Annotated in this window: 19 protein-coding genes; 7 read left to right on the top strand and 12 right to left on the bottom strand. The window is 75.7% G+C overall.

Annotated elements, in window-relative coordinates; genetic code table 11:
* Positions 1-46 precede the first annotated feature (46 nt).
* Positions 47-925 carry a DUF1963 domain-containing protein gene (locus ABWK59_RS31805; RefSeq protein ID WP_354644118.1) on the bottom strand — a complete coding sequence of 293 codons (879 nt, stop codon included), beginning with the start codon at positions 923-925 and terminating at the stop codon, positions 47-49.
* A gap of 253 nt (positions 926-1,178) precedes the next feature.
* Here ABWK59_RS31805 and ABWK59_RS31800 point away from each other — a divergent pair, with 253 nt between their 5' ends.
* The gene (locus ABWK59_RS31800; protein ID WP_354644117.1) at positions 1,179-2,870 is read left to right on the top strand and encodes an FAD-binding oxidoreductase; all 1,692 of its coding nucleotides are present in this window, start codon (positions 1,179-1,181) and stop codon (positions 2,868-2,870) included.
* Between the two features lie 42 nt (positions 2,871-2,912).
* On the opposite strand, the gene ABWK59_RS31795 is transcribed toward ABWK59_RS31800, so the two are convergent.
* From ABWK59_RS31795 to ABWK59_RS31780, 4 genes are all read right to left on the bottom strand, one after another.
* Positions 2,913-3,329: an SsgA family sporulation/cell division regulator gene (locus ABWK59_RS31795; RefSeq protein ID WP_354644116.1), complete on the bottom strand. Its 417-nt coding sequence runs from the start codon at positions 3,327-3,329 to the stop codon at positions 2,913-2,915.
* 189 nt (positions 3,330-3,518) lie between these two features.
* Complete coding sequence (locus tag ABWK59_RS31790; protein ID WP_354644115.1) at positions 3,519-4,343, bottom strand: YhjD/YihY/BrkB family envelope integrity protein; 825 nt, start codon at positions 4,341-4,343, stop codon at positions 3,519-3,521.
* Between the two features lie 291 nt (positions 4,344-4,634).
* Positions 4,635-5,879 carry a YncE family protein gene (locus ABWK59_RS31785; RefSeq protein WP_354644114.1) on the bottom strand — a complete coding sequence of 415 codons (1,245 nt, stop codon included), beginning with the start codon at positions 5,877-5,879 and terminating at the stop codon, positions 4,635-4,637.
* Positions 5,880-6,034: 155 nt separating this feature from the next.
* Complete coding sequence (locus ABWK59_RS31780; protein ID WP_354644113.1) at positions 6,035-6,619, bottom strand: AMIN-like domain-containing (lipo)protein; 585 nt, start codon at positions 6,617-6,619, stop codon at positions 6,035-6,037.
* Positions 6,620-6,936: 317 nt separating this feature from the next.
* Between ABWK59_RS31780 and ABWK59_RS31775 the strand changes: the two genes are divergently transcribed.
* From ABWK59_RS31775 to ABWK59_RS31755, 5 genes are all read left to right on the top strand, one after another.
* Positions 6,937-7,512: a (2Fe-2S)-binding protein gene (locus tag ABWK59_RS31775; protein ID WP_420492880.1), complete on the top strand. Its 576-nt coding sequence runs from the start codon at positions 6,937-6,939 to the stop codon at positions 7,510-7,512.
* A complete protein-coding gene (locus ABWK59_RS31770) occupies positions 7,509-8,504 on the top strand; it encodes an FAD binding domain-containing protein (protein ID WP_354644112.1) in 996 nt (331 codons plus the stop codon). The genes ABWK59_RS31775 and ABWK59_RS31770 overlap by 4 nt, the downstream gene beginning before the upstream one ends.
* Positions 8,497-10,569 carry a xanthine dehydrogenase family protein molybdopterin-binding subunit gene (locus ABWK59_RS31765; RefSeq protein ID WP_354644111.1) on the top strand — a complete coding sequence of 691 codons (2,073 nt, stop codon included), beginning with the start codon at positions 8,497-8,499 and terminating at the stop codon, positions 10,567-10,569. The genes ABWK59_RS31770 and ABWK59_RS31765 overlap by 8 nt, the downstream gene beginning before the upstream one ends.
* Before the next feature lie 188 nt (positions 10,570-10,757).
* A complete protein-coding gene (locus ABWK59_RS31760) occupies positions 10,758-12,392 on the top strand; it encodes an alpha/beta fold hydrolase (RefSeq protein WP_354644110.1) in 1,635 nt (544 codons plus the stop codon).
* Positions 12,393-12,587: 195 nt separating this feature from the next.
* Positions 12,588-12,962, top strand: coding sequence for a hypothetical protein (locus ABWK59_RS31755; protein ID WP_354644109.1), 375 nt, complete (start codon positions 12,588-12,590; stop codon positions 12,960-12,962).
* A gap of 110 nt (positions 12,963-13,072) precedes the next feature.
* Here ABWK59_RS31755 and ABWK59_RS31750 read toward each other — a convergent pair whose 3' ends face one another.
* The 5 genes from ABWK59_RS31750 to ABWK59_RS31730 form a co-directional block, all read right to left on the bottom strand.
* Entirely contained in the window at positions 13,073-14,710 is a 1,638-nt protein-coding gene (locus ABWK59_RS31750) for a serine/threonine-protein kinase (protein WP_354644108.1), read from the bottom strand.
* Positions 14,711-14,722: 12 nt separating this feature from the next.
* Positions 14,723-15,526 carry a serine/threonine protein kinase gene (locus tag ABWK59_RS31745; protein WP_354644107.1) on the bottom strand — a complete coding sequence of 268 codons (804 nt, stop codon included), beginning with the start codon at positions 15,524-15,526 and terminating at the stop codon, positions 14,723-14,725.
* Positions 15,527-15,670: 144 nt separating this feature from the next.
* Complete coding sequence (locus ABWK59_RS31740) at positions 15,671-16,189, bottom strand: DUF6114 domain-containing protein (RefSeq protein WP_354644106.1); 519 nt, start codon at positions 16,187-16,189, stop codon at positions 15,671-15,673.
* A gap of 2 nt (positions 16,190-16,191) precedes the next feature.
* Positions 16,192-16,833, bottom strand: a complete 642-nt coding sequence (locus ABWK59_RS31735) for a DUF6230 family protein (protein WP_354644105.1) — start codon at positions 16,831-16,833, stop codon at positions 16,192-16,194.
* 138 nt (positions 16,834-16,971) lie between these two features.
* A complete protein-coding gene (locus tag ABWK59_RS31730; protein WP_354644104.1) occupies positions 16,972-17,739 on the bottom strand; it encodes a TetR/AcrR family transcriptional regulator in 768 nt (255 codons plus the stop codon).
* Positions 17,740-18,085: 346 nt separating this feature from the next.
* On the opposite strand from ABWK59_RS31730, the gene ABWK59_RS31725 reads away from it, so the two are divergent.
* Positions 18,086-18,772, top strand: coding sequence for a Tat pathway signal sequence domain protein (locus ABWK59_RS31725; RefSeq protein WP_354644103.1), 687 nt, complete (start codon positions 18,086-18,088; stop codon positions 18,770-18,772).
* A 123-nt stretch (positions 18,773-18,895) separates the two neighbouring features.
* Here the strand turns inward: ABWK59_RS31725 and ABWK59_RS31720 are convergent, their stop codons facing one another.
* Complete coding sequence (locus ABWK59_RS31720) at positions 18,896-20,074, bottom strand: aromatic amino acid transaminase (RefSeq protein ID WP_354644102.1); 1,179 nt, start codon at positions 20,072-20,074, stop codon at positions 18,896-18,898.
* Complete coding sequence (locus ABWK59_RS31715) at positions 20,067-21,152, bottom strand: EamA family transporter (RefSeq protein ID WP_354644101.1); 1,086 nt, start codon at positions 21,150-21,152, stop codon at positions 20,067-20,069. Before ABWK59_RS31715 ends, ABWK59_RS31720 begins: the two co-directional genes overlap by 8 nt.
* Positions 21,153-21,180: the final 28 nt, after the last annotated feature.

Below are 21,180 nucleotides of genomic sequence, written 5' to 3'. Positions count from 1 at the left end.
AACCCGTCGGGGGCGCAGGACACCAGCCGCGAACGACCGGCTACAGCTAGGCGCCGAAGCGGTGGGCGTACGGCCGGTCCGGGCAGTGCGGGCAGGTGAAGAGGTGGACGGCCCCCAGGTCGCCGATCCTCAGCCCCGACGGGTTCCGGAGCCGGTCGCACTGCTCGACCGGCAGGTCCCAGACCGTGCCGGTGGCGGGGGTGTCCTCGACGGGCAGCCAGCTCCGCCAGGTCCCGCCGTCGAACTCGGCGTTGCCGACCGTGAGCAGGTGCTCCATCCGCCGCCGGCACCCGCGGCAGTCGGGCCACTGCGGGTCCCGGCCCCAGGTCGGGTAGCCGCCGACCTTCACGCCGTCGGCCACCGACAGGTGTTCCTCGTAGGACCAGCCGATCGTTTCCTCCAGCCGGTCGAACCACGGTGCCAACGCGTCGTCGAGCTCCTCCGGCAGGTCCCAGCCCGGGTACTCGGACACCCGCTCCGGGTGCAGCACGCACGGAACGGGCAGGTAGTGCTCCACCGCGCCCACCGGTGGCCGGGGTACGGCCCACTCCCCCGAGCCCGCCGAGCTGTGGTGCCAGGACAGCAGCGGCTCGGGGCCGGGCCCGTCCGGGTGCCCGACCGCGCACCACAGCACGTGCAGCACGTCCGAGCCCGCGGGGAAGGGGAGTTCCGGCAGGTCGGCGGCGAACAGCTGGAGCACCGGCACCAGCGGTACGGCCCCACCGGCCGCAGTGGCGGGGTGGACCTCCCAGCACAGTGGCCAGGGCTCCGCGGCCGGCCACCACAGCGGCCCGCCGAGGGAGCTGTCCCGCGGCCCCGGGTCCCCCTGCCGGGGATGCAGCCGGACGGCCTCCCGGCGGTACGGGCCGAGCGCGGGGAAGGCCGCCGCCACGTCGAGAGGTCGGGGCGGGGTGGTACGGGTCAAGGCTGTTGCTCCTGTACGCGATCCGGGGGCTGGGCGCGCGACCGGCGGGTGTGCGCCGCTTCGTGACGGATCGCGCCCCGCTCCCCGCGCCGACCGCGACCGTAACACCCGCCGGGCCGGGAGTGGCCACGCGGAGGAATCGGGCGTACCGCGGCAAAACCTGACGGAATGCTAACTTGCCCGCAACAGTGGATGTTTCGCCTGCGGACGCCCTCGTCGCCGGGTGGCCGACGGAGCAAGGAGAGCTGGGCACATGGGAGCTGACGTATCGCGCCGCGGATTCCTCGGTGGGGTCGGGGCGGTGTCGGCCGGAGCGGCGCTGGGCGGGCTGGCGGGCGCGGCCGGACGCGCCGAGGCGGCGGAAGCCCTGGGGGACGGGACCCCGCAGGGCGGGGAGCCGCAGGACGGGGCACCGGACGCGGCGGCGGCCGGCGAGCGGGTGGGCCCGGACGACCCGCGGTACCAGACGCTCAGCCAGGGCTTCAACCAGCGGTGGACCAGCGAGCCGCGGTACATCGAGCTGATCCGCGACGAGCTCTCCGCGGTGGCCGCCGTGGACCGCGTGCTGGCGGCCGGACTGCGCCCCACCGTCCGCGGCGGCGGCCACTGCTACGAGGACTTCGTGGAGAACACCGGCGGGGCCATCCTCGACCTGAGCCTGATGCGCGGCGTCCGCGCGGGCGCCGACAAGTACCTCCGCCCGGCGTACGTGGTGGAGGGCGGGGCCACCAACTGGGACGTCTACACCACGCTCTTCCGGGAGTTCGGGCGGACCGTTCCGGCCGGCTCCTGCTACTCGGTCGGCGCCGGCGGGCACATCTGCGGCGGCGGGTACGGGCTGCTGTCCCGGCGGCACGGGCTGACCGTGGACCACCTGGTCCAGGTGGACATGGTCACCGTCCGCAACGGCTTCGCCCAGGTGGTCCGGGCGCACCGCGCGGACCCGCCCGGGTCGGACACCGCCGAGCTGTTCTGGGCCCACACCGGCGGTGGCGGCGGCAACTTCGGCCTGATCCTGCGGTACTACTTCGCCGACACCATCCCCGAGCCGCCGGCCCAGGTCTGGCTCGGCAGCGCCGCCTTCCCCTGGGACGGCCTCACCGAGGCCGACTTCGGCCGCCTGGTACGGAACTACGGCGCGTTCTTCGCCGCCCACAGCTCCCCCGGGGAGGAGGTCTACCAGGGCCTGTTCACCCTGCTGAAGCTCAGCCACCGGGCCGCCGGGGAGCTCGCCGTCACCTGCCAGTGGGACGGCGCCGACCCCACGCCGCTGGACGCGTTCTTCCGCACCCTGGAGGAGGGCCTGTCGGTCCGCTCGACGGTGCCGACCCGCAGCCTGGCCGGCCCCGCGCTGCCCTTCCCGGAGAAGCGCCGCCGGATGCCCTGGCTCCAGGCCACCCAGACCCTCAACGGCTCCGGCCCCAACCAGCGCGGCAAGTACAAGTCCGCTTACCACCGCAAGCCGTTCACCGACGCCGAGATCGCCGCGTGCTGGCGCTGGCTCACCACCGACGTGCCCGGCGCCGACATGTCGCAGACCCTGCTCCAGGTCGACTCCTACGGCTGCCGGGTCAACGCGGTCGAGCCGTCGGCCACGGCCGTGCCGCAGCGGGACTCCATCCTCAAGCTCCAGTACCAGACCTACTGGACCGACCCGGCCGAGGACGACCTCCACCTCGCCTACCTGTGCGACTTCTACCGCGACGTGTACGCGGCCACCGGCGGGGTGCCGGAGGTCAGCGACGCCGCGCACGACCGCGGCACCGACGGCTGCTACGTCAACTACCCGGACGTGGACCTCGGCCTGGCGACCGACCCCTCCCCCGCCTACCCCCGCCTGTACTACAAGGACGGCTACCCCCGCCTCCAGCAGGTCAAGCGGACCTGGGACCCGCACAACGTCTTCCACCACGGCCAGTCCGTCCAACTCCCCGCCGCCCCCTGACAGCCGGGACGCGGACCGCCGCACTCACGGCCGGGGGCGGCGTCAGCCGGCTTCCAGGAGGCGGTCGAGGAGGGTGTCCAGGTCGAGGTGGCCGGCCTCCGAGCCGGCCGGGACCAGGGCGAGGGAGCGGCGGAGGAAGACCTCGATGCGGGGGGTGGAGGCGCAGATCAGTGCGGTGCCGTCCACCCCGCTGAGGCTGATCACCGTCCGGCCCTCGTCGGCCGGGGCGACCTGGACGTCCCCCTGCCCGGCCGGGGCCTCGCAGCCCTCCACCAGCAGGTCCCGACCGAAGTACCAGCTGCGGTCGTCCTCCTCGGCCACCGGGTCGGGGGCGGGGAAGGCCAGGCACACCTCGTACGGGTGGTCCGGGTCGAAGCGGAGCTCGGCGGGGAGCGGCAGATCCGGGTAGGGGCTGTTGAGTACGTGGACGGCCAGCGGACAGGTCAACGCGTCGGGCATCGGCTTCCCTTCGGCTCGGCCCCGCGCCCGCTGGACACGGGCCGGGCACGGACCGGCGGGCCCGTCCTGGCGGGCTACCCGTCCGGCGAACGGGCACGCCCCGCGGCACGGTTCCTCCAGAGGGCCTTCACCGCAGCCACCGGTCATGTACACATCTACGCCCGGAGAGCGGACAAACCACCACCCCGCTCAGCGCGGCCCGCGCCGGCGGCGGGTCCGGGTGGGCGACTGCAGCGCGTGCCCGAACAGCGCGCCGCCGTAGACGGTGTAGCCGACCCCGATCAGCCAGGACTGCACCACCAGCACCGTGCCGACCGGCCCGTAGGACACCGCGTTGGAGACGATCAGCGGCGCGAACACCAGCCGGGAGAAGATCCGCAGCCCGGCCAGGGCCAGGACGGTGGCCACCGCCCCGGGCAGCAGCTTGCGCCAGGACACCCGGGCCCCCAGCAGCAGGTGCTGCAGCCACCAGAAGAACAGCACCCCGCCGCCGAGGGTGGCCGCCACCCGCAACGCGGTCCGGGCGGCGGCGGGGTGCCAGGGGGCGGCGCTCCACGCCCCGGCCAGGATGTAGGCGATCAGCCCGGCGAGTCCGACGACCTGGCGCCAGACACCCCGCCAGGCGGCCTGGTCCACCCGCCAGATGCGGACGTAGGCGTTCTGCACGGCGGCCATCAGGGAGATCCCGAAGACCGCGAGGGCGGCGAGGCCGAGACCGGTGGTGGTGCTCAGCACCTCGTGCCGGGAGGAGAACAGCTCTCTGACGGCGTCGCCGGCCCGGCCGGAGACGCCGAGGCCGTCGATGATCCAGTCCGCGATGCCGCTGCCGCGGGTCCGGGACGCGGCCGCGATCACGATGAGCAGCGGGATCAGGGTGACGAAGCAGAGTGCGGCGAAGGCCATCGAACGGTGCAGCAGTTCGATCTCCCGGCCGCGCTGCCACACCGCGACGGCCGCCAGCTTCAGCCGCTCGCGCAGGGCGGGGCGCGGGGCGGGCGGCTGTCCGCCGGTCATCCGGCGCGGCCCGGGCCGGCGGGTGCGGGCCCGTTGGTGGTGGGGCGGGTGGCGGCCTCGTGCAGGGCGGGCCTCCGGGGCGGGCGGGGCGGGGACGCGTCCGGTGCCGCGGTCCGCCGCCGGTCGGTCGGCTGTCGCCCCCAGTCTCGCCGCTCGTCCCCCGCCCCCGGCCCAGCCACACCGGACCGCCCCCGAACCGGCCACACCGACCACACCGACCACACCGACCCGCCCCCGGGCCGACCCTCCGCGGGCCGGCCCGGGGGCCGGAGCGCTGCCTGGCGGGGCCGGTCAGCCGTTGCGGGGGCTGAGGGCGGCGAGGGCGGTCGGGGTGATCCGTCCGAGGCGCTGGCGCTGGGGGAAGCGGCCGGTGGGGATGCGGGCGATCTCCGTGGCGGTGGCGTAGTCGACGACCGAGATCTGGTCCCGGTTGGCGAGGGAGACGAAGCAGGTTCGGCCGTCCGCGCTGGTGGCCGTCCAGTACGGCAGGGCGTCGGGCTCGTAGTGGACGTAGCCGTCCACCGTCAGGCCGGGGCGGGAGACGACGGCGGTGTAGTCGTCGATGGTGCCGGCGACGCAGAGCCGGGTCTGGTCGCCGCTGAGGGCCATGCCGTGGTGGGCGGAGTTCTGCGGGTAGTCGTCGGGGCCGAGCCGGGCCGCCTTGTCGCTGAAGGGGAGCTGGACGGTCCGGGTGATCCGGCCGGCGGCGAGGTCGTACTCGACGAAGCCGTTGAGGTAGGAGAGCTGCGCGTACATGGTGCGGTTGTCGGGGGTGAAGACGGCGGGCCGGACGCCGTGGTCGAAGGTGTAGGTGCGCAGCGGGCGGTAGGTGGTGGCGTCGACGGCGGTGACCTGGCGGGGGCCCTTGGCCCATTCGAGGGCCTTGGGCAGGCCGGTGACGCCGATGCTGGAGTTGTAGAGGACGGTGCCGTCGGGCGAGTAGTCGTTGGCGTGCGGGTAGGTGCCGGTGGCGAAGGCGGTGACCGGGCGGCCGGTGGCGGTGTCGAGGACCTCGGCCTTGGCGGCGGTGGTGGCGGAGACCACGAACCGGGTGCCGTCCGGGGACAGGGCGGCGTGGTCGGCCTTGAAGCCCACGACGCGGTGGCGCCAGAGCATGGTGCGGGTGGGGATGTCGAAGGCGACGGCGTCGGAGAGGGCGCCGCGGGAGACGTAGAGGGTGCGGCCGTCGGGTCCGAGGGCGATGTCGTCGACGAGTTTGCGGTAGCCCTGGGCGGCGTTGACGATCTCGTAGGCGGCGCGTTCGACGAGGTTCATCTCGGCGACCCGCTGTTCGAGGTCGGGGACGGCGTCGAAGGAGCCGAGGTTGGTGAAGCCGTGGCCGTCGATGAAGCTGACGGTGCCGCCCTGGCCGTTGCCGACCAGCAGGACGTCGCGCAGGTCGGTGGCGGCGGTGGCGGTGAGGGTCCCGGCGGACGGGGCCGGGGTGTCGGCGAGGGCGGTGGTGGGGGCGGCGAGCGCCAGCGCGAGGAGTGCGCCGAGCAAGGCGGAGCGCCGCCGGGCGGGGGATGCGGGCATCAGGGCTCCCGGTCGTGGGCGAGGGGGTTCGGCGGCGCGCGCGTGCCGGGGCGATACCTGAGAGTAGGAAGGGGTGCGCGCGGCGGGCAAGACCCGTGCCGGGGGAAACCGAACGCAGCTGACGATTTGTCAGCTGCGTTGGTGTGCCGGGCGGTTCAGCGGACGGTGGACGTCCAGCTGTGCGCCACGTCGATGACCAGCCGACCGTCCAGCTGGAACACCCGGAACGGGAGCCGGGCCCGGACGCCCAGGCCGACCTGGGTCTGCCCCTCGAAGCTGGAGGCGAACCTGGCGTCCCGGAAGGTGTGGTAGCCGCGCAGGTCGACCCCGGGCAGCGGGGCCCCGGCGCGGGCCGGGTAGGTGGGGCTGCCGGTCTCCGGGTCGTAGGCGGGGGCGACCGCCACGATCTCCAGGACGGCCCCGCCGCCGATCTCCACCGGCCGGCCGGACCCGTCCTGCACCAGCCGGTCCACGTAGTGCACGTGGTAGCCGACCGGGTGGGCGGCGGAGCTGCCCGGTACGTCGAGGACCATCCGGTCGAAGCATGGGTGCCGGCCGGTCCGCACGCCGGTCAGCGGCTCGCCGCCGCCGGCCGAGCGGTCCTCGGGCAGGCTGCCCCAACCGACCGGGCAGCCGGTGACCGCCGCCGGGGCGGGGGCCGCCGAGGCCGTCACCGGGCCCACGGCCACCCCGGTGCCCGCGAGGACGAGCCCCATCGGAACCATCATCCAACGTCGCATGATCGGCCTCCTCGGTCCGAACCGTCGTCGTCACCTACAGGGACGCCCCCGCCCGGCCCGGCGGTTGCGCAGGGTGACGGCGCCCGGGGCCGGGTCCGCCGGCGGCGGCCGGGCGCACTGCGCCGTAGGGGTTGCACCCGGGCGGCGGTACGGCGGGGCGGACCGGCCGGGGCCCGCCGGTCGGGTGGAATGCGGGGTCGGAGCCCCGCCGGCCGGCCACCCGCCCGGCCACCGGGACGCCCCGGGCGCGGTCACCGGCCGGGTCCGGAGGCAGGCGACGGGCGAGCGGGACACGGGCGAGCGGAGAGGGGTGCCGGGTGCTCAGTACCACCGCGACCGAGACCGTCATCGAGGTCAACGGCGCGACGCACACGCTGCTGCTGGACAACCGGTGCACCCTGCTGGACGTGCTCCGCGAGCGGCTCGGGCTGACCGGCGCCAAGAAGGGCTGCGACCACGGCCAGTGCGGCGCCTGCACGGTGCTGCTGGACGGCCGCCGGGTCGTCTCCTGCCTGCTGCTGGCGGTGGGCCTGGACGGCTCCCGGGTGGTGACGGTGGAGGGCTTGGCGGACGGCGGGACGCTGCACCCGCTCCAGGAGGCCTTCCTGGCGGAGGACGCCTTCCAGTGCGGGTTCTGCACCCCGGGGCAGCTCTGCTCGGCCGTCGGCGCGCTGGCCGAGATCCGGGAGGGCCGGCCCGGCCTTGCCACCGGGGAGGACGGTCCGGTGCCGAGCCCGGCGGAGATCAGGGAGCGGATGAGCGGGAACCTGTGCCGCTGCGGCGCGTACCCGGCGATCGTCCGGGCGGTGGTCGGCGCCGCGCCGGCCGTCGCCGCCCGCGCGGAGGCCGCCGCGCTCACGCCGCCCTCGGCGCCGACGGGGGAGGCCGGGTGAGGGAGTTCGCCTATCTGCGGCCCACCGTCGCCGAGGAGGCCGTCGCCCTGCTGGCCGCCTCTCCCGACGCCCGCTGCCTGGCCGGCGGCACCAACCTGGTGGACCTGATGAAGCTCGGCGTGGAGCAGCCCCGGCTGCTGGTGGACCTGGGCCGACTGCCCCTGGACCGGGTGGCGCCGCTGCCGGACGGCGGCCTGCGGATCGGCGCCCTGGTACGCAACGGCGACCTCGCCGCGCACCCGGCCGTCCGCGCGGCGTACCCGGCCGTCGCCCGGGCGGTGCTCTCCGGGGCGAGCGGGCAGCTGCGCAACCGGGCCACCACCGCCGGCAACCTGCTGCAGCGCACCCGCTGCCTGTACTTCCAGGACGTCACCAAGCCCTGCAACAAGCGCGAGCCGGGCAGCGGCTGCCCCGCCCGCGAGGGCGTCCACCGGGACCTGGCGGTGCTCGGCGCCTCCGACCACTGCATCGCCACCCACCCCTCCGACCTTGCGGTGGCCCTCACCGCCCTGGACGCCACCGTGGAACTGCTCGGCCCGGACGGCCCGCGCAGCCTGTCCATCACCGACCTGTACCGACTGCCCGAGGACCGCCCCGACCTCGAGAACCGCCTGCTGCCCGGCGAGTTGATCACCGCGGTCGCCCTCCCGCCGGCCGGTCCCGAGGTCCGCTCGGACTACCGCAAGGCCCGCGACCGGGCCTCCTTCGCCTTCGCGCTGGCCTCCGTCGCGGTCTGCCTCACCGTCCGCGAGGGGCGGATCGCCGACGCCAAGCTGGCCTTCGGCGGGCTGGCGCCCAAGCCGTGGCGGGCTCGGGCGGCCGAGGACCTGCTGCTGGGCGCCCTGCCCGAGGAGGCCAACTTCGCGGCCGCGGTGGAGGCCGAACTGGCCGCCGCCCGCCCGCTGCGCGACAACGGCCACAAGGTGCCGCTGGCGCACAACCTGATGGTCCGGGTCCTGGTGGAACTGACCGAGCGAGGCGGACATGGCTGACCTGCGGCGGCTGGAGGGCCGCGAGAAGGTGACCGGCGCCGCGCGGTACGCCGCCGACGTCCACCCGCCGGACTGCGTGTTCGCCGTGCCGGTGCCGGCCACGGTGGCCCGCGGCACCGTCACCGCGGTGCACACCGCCGCCGCCCTGGCCGACCCGCGGGTGCTCGCCGTACTCACCCACCGCACCGCCCGCCGCCTGCACCCGGTGGACGACCCCGCCCTCGCCGTGCTGCAGTCGCCGAAGGTCGCGCACCGCGGCCAGTACGTGGCCCTGGTCGTCGCCGAGACCCTGCGCGCCGCCGAACAGGCCGCCGCCGAGATCCGGGTGGACTACCGGCAGGAGCCGCACGACGTGCTGCTCACCGAGGACCACCCGCGCGCCTACACCCCCGAGGAGGCCAACGGCGGCCACCCGGCCCAGCGGGCCCACGGCGACTTCGCGGCGGTGTACGCGGCAGCCGAGGTCCGCCTCGACGCCGTCTACCGGATCGGACCGCTGCACAACCACGCCTTGGAGCCGCACGCCGCCACCGCCTGGTGGCAGGACGGGCGGCTGACCGTGCACGACTCCAGTCAGGGCGCGACCCTCGTCCAGGAGACCCTCGCGGCGCTCTTCGGCCTGGAACGGGACCGGGTGCTGGTGGTCAGCGAGCACGTCGGCGGCGGGTTCGGCGCCAAGGGCACCCCGCGCCCGCACGTGGTGCTCGCCGCCCTGGCCGCCCAGGAGGTCGGCCGGCCGGTCCAACTCTCCCTCCCCCGAGCACAGTTGGCTGCCGTGGTGGGCCACCGGGCACCCTCGGTGCAGCGGGTCCGACTGGCCGCCGACCGGGCCGGCGGGCTGCTCGGCCTCGCCCACGAGGTGCTCTCCCAGACCTCCACCGTCCGGGAGTTCGTGGAGCAGACCGCCGTGCCCGCCCGGGTGATGTACCGCTCCCCCGCCGCGCTGACCGTCCACCGGGTGGTCGCCCAGGACATCCCGACCCCCTCCTGGATGCGCGCCCCGGGCGAGTGCCCCGGCATGTTCGCCCTGGAGTCGGCCATGGACGAACTGGCCCAGCTGTGCGGGCTCGACCCGGTGGAACTGCGGCTGCGCAACGAACCCGACCGGGAGCCCGACACCGAACGGCGGTTCAGCAGCCGCCACCTGGCGGAGTGCCTGCGGGAGGGCGCCCGGCGGTTCGGCTGGGCGGACCGCGACCCCAGCCCCGGCGTCCGCCGCGAGGGGCGGCTGCTGGTCGGCACCGGCGTCGCCGCCTCCACCTACCCCGCCCTGGTCGCGCCCTCCACCGCCGAGGTCCGCGCCGAGTCCGACGGCACCTACCGGGTCCTCATCAACGCCACCGACATCGGCACCGGCGCCCGCACGGCGCTGGCCGTGGTCGCCGCCGAGGCCCTGGAGGTGCCCGCGGACCGCGTCCGGGTCGACATCGGGCGCAGCGACCTGCCCCGCGCCCCGCTCGCCGGCGGCTCCTGCGGCACCGCCTCCTGGGGCTGGGCGGTCCACAAGGCCGCCACCGGCCTGCGGGCCGAACCCGGGCTCGGCACGGTCCGGGCGAGCACCCGGGAGGAGGTGAAGGCCCTCGACCAGTCCTACGCCCGGCACGCGTTCGGGGCCCAGTTCGCCGAGGTCCAGGTGGACGTGGACACCGGGGAGGTCCGGCTGCGGCGGCTGCTCGGCGTGTTCGCCGCCGGGCGGATCGTCAACCCCCCGACCGCCCGCTCCCAGCTGGTCGGCGGCATGGTGATGGGCGCCTCGATGGCCCTGCTGGAGGAGTCCACCATGGACCCCGCGTTCGGCGACCACGCCGAACGGGACCTGGCGGCGTACCACGTCGCCGTGAACGCGGACGTCCCGCGGGTCGACGCGTACTGGATCGACGAGGACGACCCGCACCTCAACCCGCCGGGCGCCAAGGGCATCGGGGAGCTCGGGATCGTCGGCACGGCCGCCGCGGTGGCGAACGCCGTCCACCACGCCACGGGCATCCGGGTCCGCCGGCTCCCGCTCAGCTCCCGCGTCCTCCTCCAGGCCCTCGAATCCGCCCACCGCCAGGGCCGCCGCTGACGCCGAGCCACGGCGGCGGCCGGCCACACCGGGGACACAACCGGTCGGCCGCGCCAGGGGCGCGGTGGGCCGTTCGGAGGCGGTCGGTTGCGGGTGGGCGGTGGGCGGGGTGACGTGGACGGGCGTGCGGACCGAGGCCGGGACGGCCGGGCACGGCCGCTCAGCCGTTCAAGGAGGATTGACGGAGTATGCCCATCACCCGCATACGCGGCGGCTCCCCCGCACCCCGCCGCCGCTGGTTCGCGGCAGTCGCCGCGGTCGCCGCCTGTTCGACGGTACTGGCCGGCGCCGGCCTGGTCGCGGCCGACGGAATGCCGCCACCCCCGGAGCCCGCACCGACGACGCTGGACTGGCGCCCGTGCGAGTCGGGAAGTGCGTTCGACTGCGCGACCGCCGAGGTGCCGCTGGACTACGACGACCCCGGCGGCCGTCTCATCGACCTGGCGGTCGTCCGGCACCCGGCGACCGGACCGGGCCACCGCATCGGGACCCTCTTCTTCAACCCGGGCGGCCCGGGCGGGCCCGGTACGGTCCAGTTCCCGCAGAACTACGAGGCGTTCCCGAAGGAGGTCCGGGAACGCTTCGACATCGTCAGCTGGGACCCCCGCGGAGTCGGCCACAGTACGGCGGTGAACTGCTTCGCCGACCCGCAGGAGGCGGCCGCGTGGGCGGCGACCAAGCCGGCCGGGTTCCCGGTGGGCGCGGAGCAGCGGGCGGCGTGGATCGCCGCGTACGAGGATCTGGGGCGGCGGTGCGAGCGGATCGACCCGGCGCTGCTGCGGCACGTGTCGGCCGCGGACAGCGCCCGTGACCTGGACCGGTTGCGTGCGGCGGTGGGTGATCGGCAGCTGAGCTACCTGGGCATCTCCTACGGCACGATCCTCGGTGCCACCTACGCCAACCTGTTCCCCGACCGGGTGCGTGCGCTGGTGCTGGACAGCAACATCGCCCCGCAGGCCTGGACCAATGACAACAACGACCGGGCCGAGCTGCCGCTCTTCCTGCGCATGGGCTCGGACCGCTCGGCGGCGGCCACCCTGGAGCGCTTCCTGACCCTGTGCGGGTCCGCCGGCCAGGCGGGCTGCGCGTTCTCGGCGGGGAACCCGGAGGCGACCCGGGCCAAGTACGACGAGTTGCTGCGGCGGCTCCGGGCGCAGCCGGTGGGGCCGTGGACGTACGCCGCGACCGTCTCCGACGTGGTGAACGGCCTCTACATCGTCCACCCCGGTTGGACGGACCTGGCCGGCCGACTCCAGGCACTGTGGGAGGGCCGACTCCCGGAGCCGCCCACGGCTCCGCCCGCGCCGCCGGTTCCGGTGCCGTACCTGGGTGAGGAGCAGGCGATCGCGGTCGCGTGCGGCGACACGCCCAATCCGCGGGACCCGGCCGTCTACCACCCACTGGAGGAGGCGAGTGCCGCCCGCACGGGTGACGTCGGGCGGCACTGGACCTGGGCCGCCGAGCCGTGTGCGACCTGGCCGGCGAAGGCCGCCGACCGGTACACCGGGCCGTGGGACCGGCCCACCGCGCATCCCGTCCTGGTCGTCGGCACCACCTTCGACCCGTCCACGCCCTACTCGAACTCCCAGGACATGGCTGCGGCGCTGGCCGACGCCCGGCTGCTCACCAACGAGGGCTTCGGGCACACCGCGCTGCTCAACCCCAGCAGCTGCGTCCGGGCGTACGAGAGCCGGTACCTCGTCGACGGGACGCTCCCGCCGGCCGGGACGGTCTGCCGGCAGGACACGCCGCCCTTCGCCGTTCCCAAGCCGAGTGGCGGGGTGGACGCGGGCGGTGGGGGGATGGCCCGCCTGGTCTCCTGAACGACGGCGGCAACGGTGGAGCCCCGGACCCCGCGGTCCGGGGCTCCGCCCCTGCCGCCACCCTGACGGATGTCAGGTACCGGTCGGGACGGGGTGGTGGTTGCCTGGTGGAGGCGGAAGCACCGGGGGTCCCGGAAGGGATCCGGGCCGGTTCCGCCGCATGTCACGGTACGTCAACACGCAAGGAGAACACCGATGTTCGCTGTTCGGAAGCTGGTTCTCGCCGGGGCCTCCGCCGTCGTCTCCCTCGCCGTGCTGGGTCTGGGGGCTGCCGCTCCGGCGGACGCCGCGAGCGGCTGCTACGGGATCGGCGGCGGCAAGTACAACTGCAACGTGTGGAAGACCGCGCCCACGTACTTCGCGGGCGACGTCCGGGCCGGGACGCTCAACGCGGGCACCAACTACTTCTACTGCCAGGCGACCGGCAGCGAGGTGGTCGACGGCGCGTACCGCAACCACTGGTGGGCCAAGACCGATGACGACAGCGGCAACAAGGGCGTCTGGGTGAACGTGGTCTACCTGTCCGGCGGCGGCAACGACGAGCCGGTGCCGGGGCTGCCCTGGTGCTGACCAACCGGCGCCCGGGTCCGGCGGTGAGGCCGGGCCAGAGCGGGTGACCGGCCCGGGTGCGGCGCGGGAGGTGAGGCCCGCGTCGCCCCGGGCCGGTCAATGGCCGGGCGTCAGGGTGCGGTGTACTCGGCGAGGTAGGCGCGGACCCGGGCCGCGTGCTCCCGGGCCCGCTCGGGGACGCCGCGGGCCTCGGCCACCGTCTTGTCGCTGGTGCGGTACCCGGCGGCGAGCAGGCCCGGCAGGTCCTCCCGCAGGCCGCGGCGCTTGAACTGCTGGGCCAGCCAGCAGACGTAGGAGCCCATGCTGATGACGGCGTCGGGCGGGGACATGTAGTCCTTGTCGCCGTCGAGGTCGCCGTCCTGGGCCCAGGCGGTGAACACCGAGGGCGTCCACATGGCGATGCCGTACTCCTGGGTCTCCGGGCGGGCCGCGTCGGCGTCGAAGCCGCTCTCGGCCTTGAGCATCGCGGCGATCAGCGCCGGGGTGACCTCGGGCTCGGGGCAGCGGCGGGCGGCCTGGGTGATCGGCTCGCGCAGGTCGGCGGGGACGTCGGCGCCGGGCGGGAGGGCGCCCGGCAAGGGCCCGGTCGCGGGCGGGGGGACGGGGGTGGCGGGTCCGCCGGCCACGGGGGTGCCGGCGGACGGGAGAGGGGAGCCGGGCGGGGGCGGGGTGTCCGGTCCGGCGAGCAGGACGGCGGCGGTCACCGCGAGGGCGGTGGCCGCCGCTGCCGCGCCCAGGGCGATCCGGCGGCGGGACGGGCCGCCCACCGGCCCGCGGCCGGCGGGGAGGTCGGCGGCGAGGTCGACGGGGAAGGCCGCGGCGAGGACGGACGCGGCGGGCCGGGCGGCGGGGTCCGGGTCCAGACAGCCGGCGATCACGGGCCGCCAGGCCGGCGGCACCCGCTCGTCGAGCCGGGGGCGGCGGCCGGCCCGGGCGTGGGACTGGGCGGCGAGCGCCCGGGCCCGGGGGGTGGCGCCCGGGAACGGGTGCAGGCCGCCGGCGAGCAGTTGGTGGGCCAGCACGCCGAACGCCCAGACGTCGCTGCTCGGCCGCAGCGCCACCCCGCGCGGGCCGGCCCGCTCGGACCACCACTCGGGCGGGACGTGGTCGGGCGAGCCGAGCGGCGGGACGTAGGCGTGGGTGCCGTCGAGCTCGGCGGTCAGCCCGAAGTCGGCGAGACGTACCGAACCGTCCGCCATCAACAGCACGTTGGCCGGTTTGAGGTCCCCGTGCACCCAGCCGTTGCCGTGCATGTGGGCGAGGCCGGCGCAGGCCTCGGCGAGGATCCGGCCGGCCCGGTCGGGCGGGAGGTCGCCGCCGTCGGCCAGCAGGTCCTGGAGGCTGCGTTCGGCCCGTTCCATCACCAGGGCGACCGCGCCGTGCAGTTGCGGCCGCCCGGGGTCGTCCAGGGTGAGCGCGGCGAACGTCCTGACCAGCGCCGGGTGGTCGGCACGGCGACTGAACTCCACCTCGCGCCGGGCGAGTTCGGCCATGGTGCGGCGCTGGCCGGGGGTGAGCAGGGTGGGCAGCAGCAGCTTGACGGCGGCGGGGGCGCCGTCGCTCTCCCGCTCGGCGGCGTGGACGCTGCCCCAGCCGCCGCGGCCGATCGGGCCGGTGATCCGGTACCCGGCCAGCCGGTAGCCGGGCGGGACCTCGGGCACCTCCGGGTCGGGCAGCGGCGGCTGGGACGGCGGCGGGTCGGACGGTCGCGGGTCCGGTGCGTCGCGGCGGGCTGGAGTCCGGTCCATCGGGAAGGCCGGTCAGGAGGGGCGGCGGCGCGGCGGGAGCAGCGCGAGGTGGTCCTCGCGGACCAGGTCGAAGCGCAGGGCCAGGGCGGCCAGTTCCTCCCGCTTGCGGGTGGCGGGGGCGTCCGGGTCCTCGGTGCCGCGCAGCCGGAGCTTGGTCCGGGCTAGGTAGTCGATGTGGTAGTTGACGGCGGAGCGGGTCAGGTCCCGGCAGGCGGGCAGCGGGCGCAGCCGCTCCACCACCTCGGAGGCGCCGGGGACGGCGGCGGAGGTGCCGCGCAGCCGGGACTCGCAGAGCGCCACCAGGACGAGGAAGTACTTGGCGGTGGCGTCCAGGGCGAACGGGCTGACGGTGTGCTCGCCGGGGCCGGGACCCGCGCCGGTGGGGGCGGTGGCGAGGTAGGCGTGCTGCGGGGCGAACACCGTGAAGTGGCAGGAGCCGTCGAGGGAGGGCAGCACCACCCGGGAGAACTCGAAGGGGACGGGTGCGCCGAGCCGGCCGGGGGCGACCTTGATGTGCTCGCCGGCGCCCTCCAGGTTCTCCACCACGTAGGTGGCGCCGGAGCTGAAGTTGGACAGCCGCCAGTAGTCCTCGGCGGCGGTGATCTCGCCGGCCCGGCGGGAGACGCCCTGGTCGGTCAGCGGGACGGCCACCGGCCGGTCGGGCAGGCCGCGGCCGAAGTCGGCGGTGTCGCCGGGCCCCATGTGCAGCAGTTCGGGGGCCGGCCGGGACGCCGCGGCTCCGGCGGGCCGCCCGGCCGGGTGCGGCGGGGTGGACCGCCGGACCCGGTCGGGCAGTTGAACGATCACCGTGTCCATCCGCCGCCTCCCCTGGTGACGCGCAGCCTCGGGTGCCGTCGCTCAGTGTGACAGATCCGGGCTGCTCCGTGTGCGACGGACGGCGGGTGGGCCCGGATCGCGTCGCCTGCGGAGGCGGGACGGGGAGACGGGTGTGACGGAACGTTACTCCCCCGGGGTGGCGGGGAGTCCGGTGGCGGGGAGTCCGGTGGCGGCCGGGGTGCGGGGGCGGCGCAGCAGGCGGCGGCGCGGCGGCTGGTCGGGGAGCCACCCGAAGGTGAGGCAGCTGCCCAGGACGCCGAGCAGCATGCCCAGCAGGAAGCCCCCGAGGTTGGAGGTCAGCCAGCTGGCCAGGGAGAGCACCACCCCCAGCACCGAGTAGAACAGCCGCTGGACGGGGTTGGCGAGGATGAGCACCCCGCAGACCACCAGCACGGCGGGCACCAGGTAGCCGGCCAGGCCCTGCATGCCGATGTGCAGCACCACGGGCAGCGGCGCCTTGAGGGTGAGCAGGATCTCCACCCCGCCGGCCGCCACCAGCACCCCGCCCCAGAACGGCCGGCGGCCGCGCCACCGCCGCCAGGCGGACCCGCGCCCGGGCGGGGTGGCCGGGGTGGCCGGGGTGGCGGCCCGGGGGCCGGGTGGGGTGGCGGCCGGGCCGGCCTCCGGGGTGTCCTCGGCCACCGTCAGCAGCCGTTCTGGCTGAACGAGAGGTGGAGGTTGGGCAGCCGGAACGCGCCCGCGGTGGTGGCGTAGTTGTGCTGGCGGAGATTGTGGATCGCCACGGTGTCGGCCTGCTGGCCGAAGACCCCGGGCGGGCCCTGGACCCCGGCCTTGTTGAAGGTGCTGGCGTCGCCTCCGATCTCGATGTTGTCGAAGGCGGCGTCGCCGGAGAGCGCGTCGGAGTCGGTGGTCAGGTCGGTGGCGGTGACCGGGGTGCCGGCGTCGCCGGCGGTGATCCGCAGGTTGATGCCGCCGAGGTCGACGCTCTGGCAGAGCTTGGTCAGCGAGGCGGACTTGATCGCGGAGACCGCGACCAGCACCTGGCCGCCGGTGTCGCCCTGGTTGGGGCTGTTCTCGATCATGTGGTCCAGCGCGCCGAACTGTTCGAAGCCCTGTCCGTCCAGGCTGTCGGCGGTGACCGTGAACGGCATGCCGGAGATGGAGAACTGGGCGGCGAGCGCCCCCTGCGCGGTGAGGGTGATCAGGACGGCGCCGACCGCGACGGCCGGGACGGCCATCAGGGCGGCCCGGCGCAGCCGGACCCGGCCGCGGCCGGGCTGGGCGGGGGCGGTGGTCTCGGTCGGTGCGTCGTCGGACATGGCCATGCGTGCTCCCTGGTTGGGGTGGACTGGGCGGGCACTGGCACGTCGTCCTGGCGCGGACAGCGGCTCCGGCGCGCGCTCGCGTACCCCGCCTCCCGGCAGAGGGGCGGGGTGGAGCGTGCTGTGGGACTTCCCTGGAAGCTACTGCGCGGTAGACACGGGGTCAATAAGCGTGCACGAAGGGTCCTTCGGCCGGGTGGGCCGGGACGGCCTCGCGACCGCCAACCGGGCCGCGGCCTCCTCGGGGCCGAGGAAGGGCGCCACGCAGAACAGGCTCAACGCCGGAAGGAGATCCGGGAGTTCGGCGGTCCTGCCGGAGTCCACGCAGCGCTGGACCATGCTGTGGACGCCGCCGACCACGGCGTCGATCAGCTGCTCGGCCGGGACGCCGGCCGGCGGGGGCGGGCAGTCGGCGAAGAACACCCGGAACCGGTCGAGGAGTTGCTCGCGGACCCGGCGCCCGGCGGGGCCGAGGGCGTCCAGTTCCACCACGGCCATCACCGCGAACGCCGGTACGGCGGCCAGCAGATGGAGCATCTCGCGCAGGGCCTCGCACAGCCCGGTGCACCAGTCGGGGGCGCCGGCGAAGGCGGCGGCCATTCGCCGGATCACCACCGCCGTGCCGTGCCGGTGGGCGGCCAGGAAGGCGTCCTCCTTGCCGGTGAACAGCGTGTAGAAGACCGGCCTGGTCACACCGGCTGCGCGGCAGATGTCGCTGACCGTGGCGTGCGTGTAGCCGCGGTCGGCGACGGTGTGCACCAGGCCGTCCAGCAGGCGGTCCCGCTGGGTGGCGGCGACCACCTCGGGGGCCAGGCGGCTGGGCCCGGGCTTGATCGACCGGGCCGGGTCGCGGCCGGCACGGGCTCCGGGGAGCAGCCGGTCGGGGGTCTGGAGGACATCCGTCTTCATCGCCAACTTCCTTGCCATGTATTGACATTGACATGCTGACGGGTTTACAACACTGCCAGGTTTCCCACCTGCCGGTGGCACCCGGTTCCCCAGTATGGCGAACCCTTCCCGGGCGGCGGCAGCCGTCCGCACCGGCTTCTTCCTCCACCCCGTACGCGGCCCGTGGCGCCGGGCCGCCCCTCTCGTGCCGACGGGGTTCCAGGCCGTCCGCGGCCCGCCGGGTGCGCCCGGCGGGCCGCCGGGTCGGCGACGCACGCCCTCCGCTCGGTACCACTCCCGCACCTCCGGCCCGCCGTCCCACCGGCGGGTCCGCCCCCACCCCCGGTTCCCGGAGAGAGGCTCCCTCATGCGCATCCGCCGCAGCCTCGGTGGCATCGCCGCCGCGGCCACCCTGCTCACCGCCTTCGCCGCCGCCTCCCCCGCCCAGGCCGCCGGCCCGGGCCTCGCCCCGGCCGTGCTGACCCACGGCTCGGCCGGCGGCACGGACGTCGCCGTCGGCGACGTCCTCACCGCCGACCTGGTCGCCGGCAGCCACGCCACCTTCTACTCCAGCGCGTCCGGGACGAGCGGCGTGAAGTGCGCCACCTCCTCCTTCAGCGCGACGGTGACCGAGAACCCGGCCGCCCCCGGGGTGGCCGTGGAGCGGCTGGACACCCACACCTTCGGCTCCTGCACCAGCAACGTCGCCGGGGTCCTCGGGGTCCAGAGCATCACGGTCAACAACCTGCCCTACACCAACGCGGTCAGCGACGGCCCCGGCAACCCGGTCACCCTCAGCCCGTCCGGGACGGCCCCGCTGCAGACCACGGTGGTGCTGCGCACCCTGCTCGGCACCATCAACTGCGTGTACCGGGCGCCCGGCAGCATCAGCGGCTCGGTCGCGGCCGGCACCGGGGCGCTGAGCTTCGCCAACCAGGCCTTCGCCAAGGCCTCCGGGTCCAGCCTGTGCTTCGCCACCGGGTACTTCAGCGCCACCTACGGGCCGGTGGTGGACAGCAGCGTCCCGGGCAGCCCGCAGGTGTACGTCAACTGAGCCGGTGCCCGCGGTGAACCGGTCCACCGCGGGAAACGCGTGGGCCCGCCCGGTCACCCGGGCGGGCCCCTCTCGTCACGGCACGGCGTCACGGCGCCGCGCCACGGCACCGCGGGCGCGGTGTCAGAGCACCGCGGCGACGGCCCGGGCCAGGTACGGCACCTGGTGGGCGGAGACCCCGGCGATGTTGATCCGGCCCGCGGAGGTGCCGTACACGGCGTGCCGGGTGCGCAGCTCCAGCATCCGGTCCGGGCTCAGCGGCAGCATCGAGAACATGCCGCGCTGGCGGGCCAGCCGGCGGGCCACGGCCTCGCGGCCGAGTGCCTCCAGGCCGGCCACCAGGTCGGTGCGGACGGCCGTGATCCGGGCCCGCATCCCGTCCAGCTCGGCCTGCCAGTCGGCCCGCAGGCGGTCGTCGTCGAGGATCGTGGCGACGACCGCCGCGCCGTGCTCGGGCGGCATCGAGTAGAGGGTCCGGGCGAGGTTCTGCAGTGCGGTCTCGGCCTGGTCGGCGGAGCCGCGGGAGGCGGCCACCACGATGGCGCAGCCGGTGCGGTCGCTGTACAGGCCGAAGTTCTTGGAGCAGCTGACCGCGATCAGCAGCTCGGGCAGGCGTTCGGCGAGGAGCCGGGTGCCGGCCAGGTCGGCGTCCAGGCCGTCGCCGAGGCCGTGGTAGGCGAGGTCGACGAACGGGATCCAGCCGCGCCGCTCGGCGTGCTCGGCCAGGGCCTGCCACGCCCGGGGCGTCAGGTCCACGCCGGTCGGGTTGTGGCAGCAGCCCTGGAGCAGCACCACGTCGCCGGGGCGGGCCGCGTCCAGGTCGGCGAGCAGGAGTTCCAGGGCGAGCCCGCCGTCGGGGCCGACGTAGTCGTAGGTGCGGACGGCGAGGCCAGCGGCCTCCATGATCGGCCGGTGGTTGACGTACGCCGGGTCGCTGATCCACACGGTCGCGCCGGGACGGGTGCGCTGGACCAGGTCGGCCAGCAGCCGCAGCGCGCCGGTGCCGGCCACGGTCTGCACGGCGGTGGCGCGGTCGGCCGGGCCGCCGGTGCCGAGGACGGCGGTGGCCATCGCCCGGTTGAAGGCCGGGTTGCCGGACAGGCCCCGGTACTCCTTGGAGGCGGCGCGGTCGGCGAGCAGGCGCTCGGCCTGCCGGACGGCGGACATCACCGGGGTCACCCCGGTCTCGTCGCGGTAGACGCCCAGCACCAGGTTGAGGCGCTCGGGGCGCGGGTCGGCGTCGAGTTCGGCGGCGACGGCCCACAGCGGGTCGACCGGGGAGGGGGGCAGCAGCTCAAGCATCGGCGGGCACCTTGGGCTCGGGGCGGGCGGTCGCGGCGGCGGGGTCCTGCGCGGCGTCGGTCGCGGCCCCTGCCGCTCCCGGTGCGGCGGCAGCGGTCGGCTTCGCGGCGGGACGGCGGTTGGCCAGGATCACCCCGGCGGTGATCACCGGGACACCCAGCAGCACGGCCGTGCCCGGCCGCTCGCCGAGCAGCGGCACGGCCAGCAGCGCGGCGGCCACCGGGCTGAGGCTGCCGGCCACCGCGCAGCGTTCGGCGCCGAGCCGGCGGATCGCGAAGGCGTACAGCAGGCCCGCGCAGAGGCCGACGCCGAGCCCCTGGAGCAGCACGAACAGCAGCAGGTCGCCGGGCGCGGCGTGGACGAGGTTGGTGGGCAGCACCCCGGTGGCGGCGAGCAGCGCGAGCACGGCGAAGGAGGGGATGCAGAGCAGGCCGATCGAGCCGACCGGGTCGAGGGTGGTCTCCCGCAGGCCGACCGTGTACAGCGCCCAGAGGCCGCCGGCGAGCAGCAGCAGGCCGGACCCGGCGAGGGTACCGCCGTCCACCGGGAGCAGGTGCGGGGAGACCAGGGTGACGGCGCCGAGGGTGATCGCGGCCAGACCGAACCGCTGGAGTCCGCGCGGCGCGCCGTGGCCCTTGGCGGCCATCAGCGCGGAGACGAACAGCGGGACGGTGCCGGGGATCAGGGCGCCGACGAAGGCGGCCGAGGTCAGCTTGCCGCCGGCCATCGCGGCCAGGAAGAACGGGACGCCCGCGCCGCAGAGGATCTTCAGCGCGGTGGCGGCGGGCACGGCGGTCAGCTGCCGGCGGCGGCGCCAGAGCGCGGGCGCGAGCAGCAGGACCGGGAGGCCGAACCGGATCAGGCCGGCGTCGGCGGGCAGCAGGGTGGACCCGGCGAGGGCGCGGGCGCTGAGCGCGAAGCCCGCCCAGATGGCGACCGTGACCGCCAGTGCGATCAGGCCGAGGGCCTCGCCGGCGGCCCGGGGACGGGCGGGAGCCGGGGGGACGGCAGGGGTGGCCGGGGTGGCCGGGGACGGCGCCGAGGGGGGCGTCGTCGCCGGGCGGCTGGGGGGCGCCAACGGGTCTCCGTGGGGGTGCGGTGCGGCT

This window comes from Kitasatospora sp. HUAS MG31 (assembly GCF_040571325.1).
Taxonomy (GTDB): Bacteria; Actinomycetota; Actinomycetes; order Streptomycetales; family Streptomycetaceae; genus Kitasatospora; species Kitasatospora camelliae.
Note: the sequence above shows the minus strand (reverse complement) of the source record. Positions and strands in the feature narration are given on the sequence as shown.